Annotated in this window: 14 protein-coding genes; 11 read left to right on the plus strand and 3 right to left on the minus strand. The window is 54.7% G+C overall.

Going from position 1 to position 13,766, the window contains the following annotated elements; genetic code table 11:
- Nucleotides 1–10 precede the first annotated feature (10 nt).
- From RGU70_RS08115 to RGU70_RS08160, 10 genes are all read left to right on the plus strand, one after another.
- Nucleotides 11–877 carry a CheR family methyltransferase gene (locus tag RGU70_RS08115; RefSeq protein ID WP_322208891.1) on the plus strand — a complete coding sequence of 289 codons (867 nt, stop codon included), beginning with the start codon at nt 11–13 and terminating at the stop codon, nt 875–877.
- Nucleotides 877–1,482 carry a chemoreceptor glutamine deamidase CheD gene (gene cheD / locus RGU70_RS08120; protein WP_322208892.1) on the plus strand — a complete coding sequence of 202 codons (606 nt, stop codon included), beginning with the start codon at nt 877–879 and terminating at the stop codon, nt 1,480–1,482. Before RGU70_RS08115 ends, cheD begins: the two co-directional genes overlap by 1 nt.
- Before the next feature lie 242 nt (nt 1,483–1,724).
- Nucleotides 1,725–2,801 (plus strand): chemotaxis response regulator protein-glutamate methylesterase, encoded by a 1,077-nt coding sequence (locus tag RGU70_RS08125; protein ID WP_322208893.1) that lies wholly within the window; start codon nt 1,725–1,727, stop codon nt 2,799–2,801.
- 277 nt (nt 2,802–3,078) lie between these two features.
- Nucleotides 3,079–3,483, plus strand: coding sequence for a chemotaxis response regulator CheY (gene cheY, locus RGU70_RS08130; RefSeq protein ID WP_322208894.1), 405 nt, complete (start codon nt 3,079–3,081; stop codon nt 3,481–3,483).
- Nucleotides 3,484–3,493: 10 nt separating this feature from the next.
- Nucleotides 3,494–4,147 (plus strand): protein phosphatase CheZ, encoded by a 654-nt coding sequence (locus RGU70_RS08135; RefSeq protein ID WP_416186557.1) that lies wholly within the window; start codon nt 3,494–3,496, stop codon nt 4,145–4,147.
- A 394-nt stretch (nt 4,148–4,541) separates the two neighbouring features.
- The gene (gene flhB, locus RGU70_RS08140; protein WP_322208896.1) at nt 4,542–5,741 is read left to right on the plus strand and encodes a flagellar biosynthesis protein FlhB; all 1,200 of its coding nucleotides are present in this window, start codon (nt 4,542–4,544) and stop codon (nt 5,739–5,741) included.
- Entirely contained in the window at nt 5,741–7,831 is a 2,091-nt protein-coding gene (flhA, locus tag RGU70_RS08145; protein WP_322208897.1) for a flagellar biosynthesis protein FlhA, read from the plus strand. Before flhB ends, flhA begins: the two co-directional genes overlap by 1 nt.
- Nucleotides 7,828–9,483 (plus strand): flagellar biosynthesis protein FlhF, encoded by a 1,656-nt coding sequence (gene flhF / locus RGU70_RS08150; protein WP_322208898.1) that lies wholly within the window; start codon nt 7,828–7,830, stop codon nt 9,481–9,483. The genes flhA and flhF overlap by 4 nt, the downstream gene beginning before the upstream one ends.
- Nucleotides 9,476–10,321, plus strand: a complete 846-nt coding sequence (locus RGU70_RS08155) for an antiactivator of flagellar biosynthesis FleN protein (protein ID WP_322208899.1) — start codon at nt 9,476–9,478, stop codon at nt 10,319–10,321. The genes flhF and RGU70_RS08155 overlap by 8 nt, the downstream gene beginning before the upstream one ends.
- 5 nt (nt 10,322–10,326) lie before the next feature.
- The gene (locus RGU70_RS08160) at nt 10,327–11,061 is read left to right on the plus strand and encodes an RNA polymerase sigma factor FliA (RefSeq protein ID WP_322208900.1); all 735 of its coding nucleotides are present in this window, start codon (nt 10,327–10,329) and stop codon (nt 11,059–11,061) included.
- A gap of 154 nt (nt 11,062–11,215) precedes the next feature.
- On the opposite strand, the gene RGU70_RS08165 is transcribed toward RGU70_RS08160, so the two are convergent.
- From RGU70_RS08165 to flgA, 3 genes are all read right to left on the minus strand, one after another.
- A complete protein-coding gene (locus RGU70_RS08165) occupies nt 11,216–11,692 on the minus strand; it encodes a flagellar protein FlgN (protein ID WP_322208901.1) in 477 nt (158 codons plus the stop codon).
- A gap of 98 nt (nt 11,693–11,790) precedes the next feature.
- On the minus strand, nt 11,791–12,144 hold the full coding sequence (flgM, locus tag RGU70_RS08170; protein WP_322208902.1) for a flagellar biosynthesis anti-sigma factor FlgM: 354 nt from the start codon (nt 12,142–12,144) through the stop codon (nt 11,791–11,793).
- A 272-nt stretch (nt 12,145–12,416) separates the two neighbouring features.
- The gene (flgA, locus tag RGU70_RS08175; RefSeq protein WP_322208903.1) at nt 12,417–13,142 is read right to left on the minus strand and encodes a flagellar basal body P-ring formation chaperone FlgA; all 726 of its coding nucleotides are present in this window, start codon (nt 13,140–13,142) and stop codon (nt 12,417–12,419) included.
- 201 nt (nt 13,143–13,343) lie between these two features.
- On the opposite strand from flgA, the gene flgB reads away from it, so the two are divergent.
- Nucleotides 13,344–13,766, plus strand: a complete 423-nt coding sequence (gene flgB, locus RGU70_RS08180; protein WP_322208904.1) for a flagellar basal body rod protein FlgB — start codon at nt 13,344–13,346, stop codon at nt 13,764–13,766.

Raw genomic sequence — 13,766 nt, forward strand, 5'->3', positions numbered from 1 at the left:
GGATGGCAACTTGACGTCAACACAGCACGGCAAATCGGACACAGGTAAGGAATTCGATTTTACAGCCCGCGATTTTGAGCGTGTGCGTAGTCTGATTTATGACCGGGCGGGGATTGCACTAGCCGATAGCAAGCAGGAAATGGTCTATAGCCGGCTGGCGCGTCGTTTGCGCGCGCTGGGCGTTTCTTCTTTTGTAACCTATCTGGATAGTCTGGAGCGACAGCGCGAATCTTCCGAGTGGGAGGCATTCACCAATGCATTGACGACCAATCTGACATCGTTTTTTCGTGAGGCGCATCACTTTCCGGTACTGGCTGATTTCGCCAAAACGCATAAGGATGGCATGACCGTCTGGTGTTCTGCCGCATCGACCGGCGAAGAGCCTTACTCCATTGCGATGACCTTGTGCGAAGCCTATGGCAGCATGACGCCGCCGGTGCAAATCGTGGCGACGGATATCGATACGAACGTGCTGGCAACTGCAGAAAATGGCGTGTATCCGCTGGAGCGAATTGAAAAAATGTCGGCCGAACGGCTCAAGAAATTTTTTCTGAAAGGCAAGGATGGTCAGTTGGGCATGGTGCGTATGCGTCCCGAGTTGCGCAAACTGATCACCTTCAAGCAACTGAATTTGCTGGGTAATGATTGGCCCCTCAGTGGCCCGTTCGATGTGGTTTTTTGCCGCAATGTGATGATTTATTTCGACAAGCCGACCCAGGGGAAAATACTGTCCCGTTTTGTGCCGTTGATGAAGCCAGATGCCTTGTTGTTTGCCGGACATTCGGAAAATTTCCTCTATGTCTCTGACGCCTTTAAATTAAAAGGCAAGACCGTCTACGAATTGAATAATGCAGCGTCACGGCGAACGGGGAAATAATGACTAGCGCAAATCAAGAGCAATTTGCGACCAATTTTTATTACGACCGTACCTTCGATTGCGAAGCGGCCAAAATATTACCTGGCGAATATTTTTTCACGCACAAGGACATGATGATTGTCACGGTGCTGGGCTCCTGCGTATCGGCTTGCATCCGCGATCGTGTCAGTGGCATCGGCGGCATGAACCATTTCATGCTGCCCGATGGCGGTGACGCCGATAGTCCGGTTTCCGCATCGATGCGCTACGGCACCTATGCGATGGAAGTGCTGATCAATGATTTGCTCAAGGCTGGCGCACGGCGTGAAAATCTGGAGGCCAAAGTATTCGGCGGCGGCAATGTATTGCGCGGTTTCGTCGCTATTAACGTCGGGGAACGCAACGCCCAATTCGTGCGCAGTTTTCTGCGGGCGGAGCAGATTAAAGTGGTTGCGGAAGATCTGAACGATATCCATCCACGCAAGGTTTATTTTTTCCCGCGAACCGGCAAGGTACTGGTCAAGAAGCTCAAGCAGATGAACAACAATACTCTGGTCAACAGGGAACAGGATTACGCCAGCCGTCTGCAAACCAAGCCGGTTGGTGGCGAGGTCGATTTGTTTTAGCGGCGGTACGATGATCCGGCACTGCGAAGCTGTCCTCGGGATATGAAATTTGGCCCTGTCAGTTGATTCTTCTGGTGTCGCTGAAGTTACGGCTTCCAGGCATCAGGCGCGGTAAAAAATAAGGTCCCCTGCTATTGCTGGCAGGCATTCACCGTATTGCTAGAAATAACAACCAAACCCGGCAGCAGGCAAAGCAATAAGCAGCGCCTGCTGTTCACAGAACGAATGAAATAACACGCACAATGAAAATCAAAGTACTGATCGTCGATGACTCCGCATTGATCCGCGGCTTGATGAAAGAAATTATCAGTAGCCAGCCTGATATGGAAGTGGTCGGCGTTGCGCCTGACCCGATCATCGCGCGCGAACTGATCAAGCAGACCAATCCGGACGTATTGACGCTGGATGTTGAAATGCCAAGAATGGACGGTCTGGATTTCCTCGAAAAACTGATGCGTTTGCGGCCTATGCCGGTAGTCATGGTGTCTTCTCTGACCGAGCGAGGATCGGAAATTACCTTGCGTGCGTTAGAGCTGGGAGCAGTCGATTTCGTCACCAAGCCCAAGATGTCGATTCAGAGCGGTATGAAAGACTATACCGACATGATCGCAGACAAAATCCGCGCCGCCGCCAAAGCCAGTATTCGTCCACGCAAGTTGCCGTCGGCCAGCGACAGCAAGTCCGGCGACGGACCCTTGCCACAAATGCGCAACCTGCTCGCCAGTAGCGAAAAACTGATCATCATCGGTGCCTCCACCGGCGGTACCGAAGCGATCAAGGACGTGCTGTTAAAGATGCCGTCCGATTGTCCGGGGATTCTGATCACGCAGCATATGCCGGAGGGGTTTACCCGATCGTTCGCACAGCGGCTGGACAATCTTTGCAAGATCTCCGTCATCGAATCCGCCGGCGGCGAACGGATACTGCCCGGACATGCCTATATTGCTCCAGGACATTCGCATCTTAGACTGGTTCGCAGCGGTGCCAATTACATGACCCAACTCGATCAGGGGCCGCCAGTCAACCGGCACCGGCCGTCGGTCGATGTTTTGTTCGAGTCAGCAGCAGCGCATGCCGGTAAGAACGCGGTGGGAGTGATTCTGACCGGGATGGGCAAAGATGGCGCACAAGGTATGTTGAGTATGCACAATGCGGGTGCCTACAATTTTGCGCAGGACGAGGCTTCCTGTGTGGTGTTCGGCATGCCCAAAGAGGCCATTGCCGCCGGCGGTACCAATGAAGTAGTGCCACTGCAAAACATGGCGGCCAGGGTGATTGCGCATCTGAACGAGCATGGCGGCCGGGCCTTACGCGTTTAGGATAAGTCCGAATGGAAATGGGCGATTATTCTAAATAATTACTTCTAAACATGTGATTTGTGCGAAATAAGTTTTTCTTTTTAATTTTGACCGCATTATTCACGTTTCTGGCGTGTTCAAGTTTCCATTCCGGCGCGCCGATGAGATAAAATCTCGTACATTGACTAAATAATGTAGCAATGCTCAACCGGCACGAATGCCGTAGCCAAGCTGATGCTGTGTACGCCGCAATTGGTTTTTTGAGTCCCACCTAATTTGAACACTGGAGTTAACCGCTATGGCCGGTCCGAATACTAAATTTTTAGTGGTTGATGATTTTTCCACTATGCGACGCATTGTCCGCAACCTGCTCAAAGAACTTGGCTATACCAACGTCGATGAGGCAGAAGATGGCGCGATGGGCTTGTCCAAACTCAGAGCCGATCAGTTCGACTTTGTGATTTCTGACTGGAACATGCCAGTCATGGATGGCTTGACCATGCTCCAGAATATTCGCGCTGATCCCGCGTTATGCAAATTGCCGGTACTGATGGTGACTGCTGAAGCCAAAAAAGAAAACATCGTCGCCGCTGCACAAGCGGGCGCCAACGGCTACGTGGTCAAGCCTTTCACTGCGGCAACGCTGGATGAAAAGCTCGGCAAGATTTTTGAAAAACTCGCTGCGGCCGCTGCTGCTCGCTGACATGGTAACGCTGCCAGAGGTAACCATCGCTCCTGCTTCGGCTTCAGAGGGTTTGGACGCCGCTGGTAAGGGTGCAACGCAAGCCGATCTGGTGATACGGGTTGGCCAGATGACCCGTAATCTGCATGAGAATCTGCGCGGGCTGGGTTTCGACCACATGCTCGAAAAAGCCGTTAACGACATGCCCGACGCGCGTGACCGGCTCGAGTATGTGGCGCGAATGACGCAGCAGGCTGCAGAAAAAGTATTGGGCGCTACCGAAGCAGCTTTGCCGTTGCAGGACGATATCGGTAGCGGAGCGAGCGCATTGATTGATGCCTGGCAAGCCGCCGGCGCATCCGGTGCGCAGTCGGACCTGGCAGTCAGGACCGTGCAATATTTGCAGCAAGCACGGGACAATGCACAGCAAACCCGTCAGCAGTTGCTCGATATCATGATGGCGCAGGATTTCCAGGATTTGACTGGTCAGGTGATCAAACGGATCACTGAAGTGGCGCATGGCATTGAGCAGCAACTGCTGCAATTGCTGGTCGACTATTCGCCTCCCGACGCCCGACGCGACGACACTGGATTGCTGAACGGGCCGCAAATCGACCCTCAAGGCAAGGATGTGATTGCGGACCAAGGTCAGGTCGACGATTTGCTGGCCAGCCTGGGGTTTTAAGGCATTGCTCCGCAATATTCTTGTCGACTTTTCCCTTGCCTGTTGCATGCGCGCTTAGCCAGAATCGACGCTGATCGGCATGCATGAAGGTCTGCAAACTGCAGACCGGGCCGTCGCTCCAAAAAAAATCCCACCATATTGCATTTTTCTCTCGCGAAGAGCGGGGCGTTTTGCGCCTTATTCACTCGATGCGGACTTGGCATATCAGCGATAATCGTATCTGATGACCTAAGGGACACCTGCTTAAGCTGTGCATGGCGCAATATCAGGGCTGTGAAGTTTGTCGCACTGAATGCGATCTTACTTTTTGCCTTACTTTGCAGCACTCGTCAGACTTCAGCAGAGGTTCCCCAACATGAATCAGAAGCAGGGCATCGAATAAAGGGAGTCGGCAATGGCCGGAGATAGCGATCAGGAACGGACCGAAGCCCCCACGAGTAAGCGCCTCGAAAGCGCCCGCTCCAAGGGCGACATCCCTCGTTCGCGCGAAATGGCTACTTGCGTGCTGCTGCTCATCGGCGGAAGCGCTGTCTGGATGTTTGGCGACAAACTGGCGCTGAGTCTCAACCACACTTTGGTATCCATGCTGTCGTTTGAACGGGAGCAGGCGTTTGATACCGGCATTTTGTTCGGGCGGATAGGTGGGGATCTGACAGAAGTCATGGTCGCCTTAACGCCATTGGCGTTCCTGATGTTGCTGGCGTCGGTCGCATCGCCGCTGATCATGGGGGGCTGGCTGTTTTCTACCGAGGCGCTGGCACCCAACTTTGGGCGACTCAATTTTTTCAATGGCGTCAAAGGCATCATCTCGCTCAACTCCTTAGTCGAGTTAGGCAAGAGCGTGCTCAAAACCGTTCTGGTCGGCGGTGTCGCCTGGTTGGTGATCCGCAACAACATGGATGCCGTCATGGGTCTGGCCGTCGAGCCACTGAAAACCAGCAGCTCCCATATGGGAGATCTGCTGTGGCGCTGCTTTTTAACGATGGCGGCGGCATTGCTGGTGATTGCCGCGATCGATGTGCCTTACCAGCTCTGGAGTTACGCAGAAAAGCTGAAAATGTCGCGTCAGGATGTCAAGCAGGAACAAAAAGATGCGGATGGTAATCCGGAAATCAAAGCCAAGATTCGTGCGGCACAACGGGCCATGGCGCGCCGTCGCATGATGTCCGAGATCCCGACTGCCGACGTTGTTATTACCAATCCAACTCACTATGCCGTCGCGCTCAAATACTCCGATGGCGAGATGCGCGCGCCAAAAGTGATTGCCAAGGGTTCCGATGCAGTCGCTGCGAGAATTCGCGAACTGGCCGGCGAACACCGGATACCGCTGATGGAAGCACCGGCTTTGGCACGGGCCTTGCACGCCCATGCTGAAATTGGCGATGAAATTCCCGAGGCCTTGTACACCGCTGTCGCCGAAGTCCTGGCTTACATCTTTCAATTGCGCACGTTCAGCCAGTACGGCGGTAATCGCCCTAATGAACCAGGTGAACTGGCCGTGCCTCCCGAACTTGATCCGCTGAATCCGGCCGCAATCGCTGCCGCTGCTGCCACTGCCGCCGCTATTGCAACAGCTACCGGGCCTGTCCGCTAATGGCAACTCGCCGCCTTACCCTCCCGACATGGATGCCGCCGCTCAAGGGCGGCAAGCAACTCGCAGCGCCGATACTGATCATCATGATGCTGGCAATGATGATCCTGCCGCTGCCCGCATTTGCGCTCGACATCCTGTTCAGCTTCAATATCGCCTTGTCTGTCATCGTGCTGCTGACCAGCCTTTACACGGTCAAGGTACTGGATTTCATCGCCTTTCCGGCAGTATTGCTGATCAGCACCATGCTGCGACTGTCGCTCAACGTCGCCTCTACCCGTATTGTTCTGACCGAAGGTCACACCGGGCCGGACGCCGCCGGTAAGGTGATTGAGGCGTTCGGCCATTTCCTGATCGGCGGTAACTACACCGTCGGTATCGTCGTCTTTATCATTCTGACCATCATCAACTTTACCGTCGTGACCAAGGGTGCGGGTCGTATCGCCGAAGTGGGCGCACGCTTCACGTTGGATGCGATGCCAGGTAAGCAGATGGCAATCGACGCCGACCTGAACGCCGGCCTGATCGGTGAACCGGAGGCGCGGCTGCGCCGCAAGGAAGTCTCGCAAGAAGCCGAATTTTATGGCGCGATGGATGGTGCCAGTAAATACGTGCGTGGCGATGCGGTCGCCGGCATTATCGTGACCGTCGTCAACATCGTCGGCGGGCTGGTGGTCGGGATGGTGCAGCATGACCTCGACTTTGCGTCGGCGCTGAAAAATTACACTTTGCTCGCCATCGGTGATGGTCTGGTCGCGCAAATTCCCTCGCTGATTATTTCGACCGCAGCCGGTTTTGTGGTCTCGCGCGTAGCCAATGATGAAGACGTCGGCGGCCAGCTGGTTAATCAGTTATTCGCCAAACCGCAAGTGCTGTACATCACGGCCGCGATCATCGGCGGCATGGGCTTGATTCCAGGAATGCCGCACATTGCTTTTCTGTTGTTGTCGATGGCGATTGGCGGTTCCGCCTATCTGGTCGGCAAGCGTATCGCCGCAAAAATCGTGCCGCCTCCGGTCGCACCCAAAGCGGCTGCGCCTGAAATGGAAGACGCCACATGGGAAGACATCGTTCCTATCGATACGCTCGGCATGGAAGTCGGCTACCGTCTGATTCCGCTGGTCGACAAAGCGCAGGGCGGCGAGTTATTGCGCCGGATCAAGGGGATTCGTAAAAAATTCGCACAGGAAGTCGGCTTCCTCTCGCCGCCGGTGCATATCCGCGACAACCTGGAACTGAAGCCCTCGGCGTACCGTATTTCGCTCAAAGGCGTGGAAGTGGGTAAGGGCGAGGCCAATGCCGGCCAGTTTCTGGCGATCAATCCGGGGATGGTGACCGGACCCTTGCCGGGCGTCACGACCACCGATCCGGCATTCGGTCTGCCTGCCATCTGGATCGACAATAGCTTGCGCGAACAAGCGCAAACCATGGGCTATACCGTGGTCGATGCCGGCACAGTGATTGCCACCCATCTGAATCATTTGATCAATAGCCACGCAGCAGAATTGCTGGGGCGGCAAGAAGTGCAGCTACTGATGGACCATCTGGCCAAGGATTCGCCGAAACTGGTGGAAGATCTGGTGCCGAAAATGCTTTCGCTGGCGACCTTGCAGAAGGTACTGCAAAACTTGCTGATCGAAGGCGTGCATATCCGCGACATGCGCACCATCATCGAAACGCTGGCCGAAAACGCCGTGCGTGTGCAGGACCCGAACGAGCTGACCATGCTGGTGCGGATTGCGCTGGGACGAGCGATCGTGCAGCAGATTTTCCCGAACGAAACGGAATTGCCCGTGATGACCCTGGATATCAAGCTGGAGCGATTGCTCCTGCAAGCCCTGCAAGCCAGCGGTGCTGAAAGCGGTGGTATCGAGCCTGGATTGGCCGACACGCTGATAGTGCAGGCCGAACAGGCAATGCGTAAACAAGAGGGATTGGGACATACCCCAGTATTGCTGGTGCCCGGACCGCTGCGACCATTGCTGGCCAAGTTCTTGCGTCGCGCATTACCACAAGTAAAAGTGTTATCTCATTCCGAACTTCCTGATTCAAAAACGATTAAAGTGACAAGCCTAGTTGGAGGCCCTGCATGAATGTTAAGAAATTCGTCGCAAATTCGTCGCGAGAAGCATGGCGGCATGTTCGCGAAACGCTGGGCTCCGATGCGGTGATTCTGTCGAATCGCACCAACGAAGACGGCGTGGTTGAAATTCTGGCCATGGCCAATGAAGACATGTCGTCGTTCGTGGTGCCGGCGATGGAAAAAGCGCAAGTTTTCCGGCGCGCCACACCCGGCGCGGAGCAGAGCGCCGCGAGTGCTGCTGCGGCGGCCAAAGCCGCAGCACTGACGGCGGCAATCGAACCTGCATTTACCCAGCCGCCGGTTTCTGCCGCTTCGGCTGTGGCAAAAATCGCCGCTGCCAAAATTGCCGGTGCATTCATGTCCTCGCCTAGCCGTGTTGAAGAGCGCAATGCACAGGCCGCGCGCGCGGAAGAGAGCGAAAGGGCGGACGTATGGCGCAGCCGGGGAGCCAGCCGGGCGGCGCAAGAGCAAGCGCCTGTGCAGAAAACACCGATGCAGCAAACGCCGCTGCAACAGGCTTTCTTATCTCAGGCTCCTGAACCAGTGATCCCGGCGCAGGGAGAGGCGCGACAACACATCCCTTTACAGCAAATGGCCGCAGAGGCCGCACCGGTCGAGACCGCTGGCGCGGCGCTGAATCTGGCGGCGCAACTGGCAGCGGCTGCGCTGTCGCCTAGCAAGGATTACGACGGCAATTTCGGCGAAGTGATGAGTGAAATCCGCTCCATGCGCGGGGCCTTGGAAACGCAGCTGGCGGAAATTTCCTGGGGCACGACGCAAAAACGCGAACCGCTCAGAGCAGCGATTCTGCGCGAAATGCTGGCAGCCGGGTTTAGCGCCAGCCTGTCGCGTTTGCTCACTGAAAAATTGCCGGTCGATTTCCAGATGAAGGATGGTTTGTCGTGGGTCAAGACGATCTTGGCGCGCAATCTGCTGACCTTGGATAACGAAAGCGACATGCTGGAAAAGGGCGGCGTCTTCGCGCTGGTCGGCCCCACCGGTGTCGGTAAAACCACGACCACGGCCAAGCTGGCGGCGCGTTGCGTCATGCGACACGGACCCGGCAAACTGGCCTTGATTACCACCGATGGTTATCGTATCGGCGCTTACGAACAATTGCGCATTTACGGCAAAATCCTCGGCGTGATGGTGCATTCGGTGAAAGATGAAGCCGACCTGCGCATCGCGCTCGAAGAGTTGCGCAATAAACATACGGTGCTGATCGATACCGCCGGTATGGGACAGCGCGATCAGATGGTGCCGGAACAGGTGGCAATGCTGTCGGCTGCCGGCATGGGCGTCAAACGCTTGCTTTGCCTGAATGCGACCGCTACCGGCGGCACCCTCAACGAAGTCGTGCGCGCGTATCAGGGTAATGGTCTGGCCGGTTGCATCGTCACCAAACTGGACGAGGCAGCGACCATCGGCAATGTGCTCGATATCGTGATCCGTCAGAAGCTCAATCTGTTTTATGTCGCTAACGGCCAGCGTGTGCCGGAAGATTTGCATGTCGCCAACAAGTTGTATCTGGTGGATCGCGCTTTCAAACTGAAACGCGAAACCGCGCCGTTTGAATTTCAGGATGCTGAATTGCCGGTGATTGTCGGCCCGACCGCGCGTTCCATGCAGGATAAAAGTTTGCGCGAGGTGAATCTTGGCTAACATCGTGATCGATCAGGCGGAAGGTTTGCGGCGCATGTTGGAGCGTCCCAAGCCACGTATCTTCACTTTTCTGTCGGTCTTGCCGATTGCAGAAAAAAATAGCACGCTGATTAATCTGGCGGGTTCGCTGGCGCGTTCTGGCAGCAATGTGCTGCTGGTCGATGCGCTGGATTCGGGCATTGCCAGCAGCGCTTTATCGCGGCTCAGCCATCCGGCACCAGCGTCTTTATTGGACGTGGCCACACAGCGCCACGCGCTTGACGATGCCGTGCGCATGACACCGCAAGGTTTTAATATTGCCCGTCTGAGCGGGCCGGTGGCATCGCTGGGTACGCATCCGCTGGCGCTGCGTTTGTCGCAGATATTCAATACCCTGGTGGATCGTGTCGATCTGATGCTGGTCAATGCGGAACTGGATGAGGAAGATGGACTGCCGCTTTCCACTATGGAAGCGGGTGAAATCATTATCCAGGTCACGGGCAATTCGGCATCGATCAAAGCGGCCTACGTTTTGCTGAAGCGTCTGAACGAGAAACTGGGACGGCGGCCAGTGAGTTTGCTGGTGACCGGTAGTTCGGATCGGGATGCGCAAACGGTGTTTGCCAATATGTCCAAGGCGGCCAGCCGGTATTTGGCGTCGCAATTGCGGTTTTTGGGGTCGGTACCGGCCGATATTCACTTGGCGCGTGCTGCGGTATTGGGCCGGTCGGTGGGGGATGCGTTTCCTCGCACGGCGGCGGCGCTCGCCTTCAATCGTCTTGCGGAGCAATTCAGTGCGCCTTTTATCGCCGCATCGGCTTATGACATGGACCTCGGCCCTGTCTCTATCGGAGTATGACGTTCATGTATAACGTCAATGGCAAGGTGGGCAAACCTAATCTGCTGGAGCAGCATGCTCCTCTGGTAAAAAAACTCGCCCATCAAATGAAGGCCAAGTTGCCGCCCAGCGTTGAGGTAGACGATCTGATTCAGGCCGGGATGATCGGTCTGCTGGATGCCGTTAACCGTTATGAAGATACGCATGGCGCGCAATTCGAAACCTATGCCGTGCAGCGCATACGCGGTGCCATGCTCGATGAGTTGCGCAGTACCGACTGGCTGCCACGGAGCATCCGGCAAAATACGCGCAAGATCGAAAATGCAATTCAGGCGCTGTTGCAGCAGCTTGGTCGTCCACCGCAAGAGCAGGAGGTGGCCGATCACCTCAAGATGCCGCTGAAAGACTACCAGGAGTTGTTGGGCGATTGCGGTGGCCACCAGTTAATTTATTACGAAGATTTTCACGATGGCGACGGTGGTCATGAGCATTTTCTGGATCGACATCAGACGGGGGAATCCGATGATCCCTTGCAGAGTCTGGTTGATGAAGGTTTCCGCGAGGCAGTGGTCGATTCCATTCGGGCCTTGCCTGAGCGCGAAAAAATTCTGATGGCACTTTATTACGAGCAAGAGTTGAATCTGAAGGAAATTGGTGCGGTGATGGGCGTGTCGGAGTCGCGCGTCTGTCAATTGCATAGTCAGGCGATTGCCCGCATGCGAAGCCAGTTGCGGCAAGACGCCTGGACCGGCGCAGCTTAACGACTCGGTGCTGTTTGCTGGATGGATTGAGCGCGGCCTGCCACATCGAAGCAGGGACATGCTGGTTTGATGTATTACGTGAGTGGCAGCTTGCGATGGATAACAAAAAAGAGCGCAATGCGCTCTTTTTTTATGCTGCTTCGGTATGGGGGGTTTAGCCTATGCCCAAAGTGCGACCACCCGGTTTCAGGTTGGATTGCCCGTCTGGACCGTAGAAATTGCTGCCGCCGAGGGGTTTGCCTTGCAGAATGTCGAGGGTGTTTTGATTGAATGCCAGTTGCTTGCTGATCAGCATGCCATTCAAACGATTCAGTTCACGCGCAGCGGTCGCTGTTTCCAGAATTTGCTTCCAAGTGGAAAGAATGTCGGCGTTGCCATCCTGATCGATCCAGCTTTGCATGCCTTGTTCAGACGCTTCGAAACCCAATGATTCCAGAATGGTGTGGCGCTTTTCCGCGAAGTGCGCCATCAATGAGATCGTTTCTGCCTTGATGGTGATGATTTCCGGCGTCAGTGCATTGTTTGACTGCAATAACGCGACTTGCTCTTGTTGCAAAGAGGACAGTAAACCCAGCGTCGCTTGCTGTTCTTCTTTTAATAAGCTGGCGGGGGTGTCTGTCTTATTGGGCATGGCTAAAAGGGAAACCTATGACTAAGGACTAAGTACTATTGCCGAATGACTATTGACGAATAACTATTGCCGAATGACTATTGCATCCGTCGCATCCTTCAGGCGCGCGCGCCGATCAGATCCTTGACTGTTGAGAGCAAACCAGCCGCTACTTTTTCAGGATCAATCTTGAATTCACCGTTAGCAATGGCGGTCTTGATCGCAGCGACTTTTTTCGCATCGAAACTGGTGCTGCTGGAAACCTGGCTACCCAGCGCCTGATACTGGCTCGATAACTTAACGCTATCTTTCGCAGGTTCTTTGGTGTCAGTCGTTTCCGGCGCGGAGGATGCAGCCGCAGCTGGGGCGTCGTTGCCGACGGGCGCATTTTTGGCATTGTTGCCGTTGATGCGAACCTGAGCTATCCCGGACTGCGGATAACTGGTGTTTTGGAGGGAATTATCAATGCTCACAGCGTGTCCTTGTCTGGTTAAAAGGTAACCAAGCTACGTATTGTCTTTTTTATCGACCAGTTTAACGAGAACTTTAGCATTAATCTGGATTTACCCAATATAAAACAGAGGGTTACAGCAATATTCCACGCACAATTTCATACCTGCATCATACCAGACATTAAGATACGCCAGAATTTGCTCACCCCATGCGTTAAACAGAGGCTCTTTTCTGCTCAATTTTGAGATGTATGTATTCCAGAAATGGAAGCTGGCCTATTTTTACCGAATTCTCAATAAGGAATTTCGATGATCCCGCCGGGACGGACGACACCGCTGATGACTTGTCCGTTGGGAGTTCTGACCTGCGCCGACTGGCCTTCGACGGCGTTCGATATGGCGTGTCCCTCCACCGTGATTTGAAAACCGGGGCCGTTGGACACAATGTGAACGGACTGGCCCTGCTGCACTGCCCACTGTGTGCGCAATGCATCTTGTCGCAACGGGGTGCCGGCGTTCATGGAAATGGTGGTAGTGCGTCCGATTGCCTGAGTTTCGTCAGTCAGCACGTTGTTCGGCAGGACTGCCAGATCGCCCTTGAGGCGGCTAATGTCGCGCTCCGTGATCATTTGTCCTTGTCCCAGGGAGGAGGTGGTCACCAGATATTCGGAGATGACTTGCACATTGGCCGTCATAAAAATGGTCCATGTTGCCGACCCTGTGCAGCGGATGCCAACCGTGGTACGTCCCCAGGGGCGACTGCCGTTGGGTGAAAAAGCGTCGGGCGCAGTGCATGGCGGCAAGTTGCGTCGCGCGTCGACAGGATTGACCGTGACTTTGACATCGCCGGGTAATCCAATCGATTTATTGCGCAAAAAACTTTCTGCGATGCGTTGCAATTCGGCCAGATCCTGCCGGGGTGCCGGGTTGTTTTGCGCCATCAATGCCGGCGAAAGCAGGGCCAGAAGTATCCCGAAAATGGGTGATTTCAAGCGCAGCGGAAGAGTAATTAATTTCATATGACGAGCCTTGGCGATCAATAACCTGGCCCCATGGTCAGCCAGGAGAATGGTACTTATCGGCACAGTTGTTTAAACCTTGAACAGGACATGCTTTTCTACCTTTATCCAGCGATCACTTCCGAATGTGGCTTGTATGATCCAACGTATATAAATCCACATGAATGACGATATTGTCAGTTGCTGGTATGGGAGAGTGTGATGGTGGCAAAGCTAGATAGTTATTTGCAATTCAATGAAAAAGCGCTGAATCTGCGCGCAGAGCGCCAGCAGATTCTGGCGTCCAATATCACCAACGCCGATACGCCGAACTATAAGGCGCGTGACATTGATTTTTCCAAGGCTTTGCAAAATGCCATGACGCCGCCCGCTAATACTTTGCCGCCGGTTGAGATGACGCGCACCTCGAGCGCGCATTATGCCGGCAAGCCGACTGGCGACGGTAGCATTGACGGATCGCCCTTGTTGTACCGGCCATCGGCACAGGGCAGCATTGACGGCAACACCGTGGACATGAACGTGGAAACGACACAGTTTGCTGATAACGCTATCCGCTATGAGGCAGCAGTGACCGCCGTTAGCGGGCAGATCAAAACTCTGACCAGCGCAATTCAACCGGGTTAA

Source organism: Herbaspirillum sp. RTI4 (genome assembly GCF_034313965.1).
Lineage (GTDB): Bacteria > Pseudomonadota > Gammaproteobacteria > Burkholderiales > Burkholderiaceae_D > Herbaspirillum.

Excerpts from the sequence above, each read along its gene's own strand:
- flhA (WP_322208897.1), top strand. The coding sequence starts at position 5,741 with ATGGCAACTCGCCGCCTTACCCTCCCGACATGGATGCCGCCGCTCAAG.
- RGU70_RS08160 (WP_322208900.1), top strand. The coding sequence starts at position 10,327 with ATGTATAACGTCAATGGCAAGGTGGGCAAACCTAATCTGCTGGAGCAG.
- flgB (WP_322208904.1), top strand. The coding sequence starts at position 13,344 with ATGGTGGCAAAGCTAGATAGTTATTTGCAATTCAATGAAAAAGCGCTG.
- flgA (WP_322208903.1), bottom strand. The coding sequence starts at position 13,142 with ATGAAATTAATTACTCTTCCGCTGCGCTTGAAATCACCCATTTTCGGG.
- flhB (WP_322208896.1), top strand. The coding sequence starts at position 4,542 with ATGGCCGGAGATAGCGATCAGGAACGGACCGAAGCCCCCACGAGTAAG.
- RGU70_RS08165 (WP_322208901.1), bottom strand. The coding sequence starts at position 11,692 with ATGCCCAATAAGACAGACACCCCCGCCAGCTTATTAAAAGAAGAACAG.
- RGU70_RS08125 (WP_322208893.1), top strand. The coding sequence starts at position 1,725 with ATGAAAATCAAAGTACTGATCGTCGATGACTCCGCATTGATCCGCGGC.
- cheY (WP_322208894.1), top strand. The coding sequence starts at position 3,079 with ATGGCCGGTCCGAATACTAAATTTTTAGTGGTTGATGATTTTTCCACT.
- cheD (WP_322208892.1), top strand. The coding sequence starts at position 877 with ATGACTAGCGCAAATCAAGAGCAATTTGCGACCAATTTTTATTACGAC.
- flhF (WP_322208898.1), top strand. The coding sequence starts at position 7,828 with ATGAATGTTAAGAAATTCGTCGCAAATTCGTCGCGAGAAGCATGGCGG.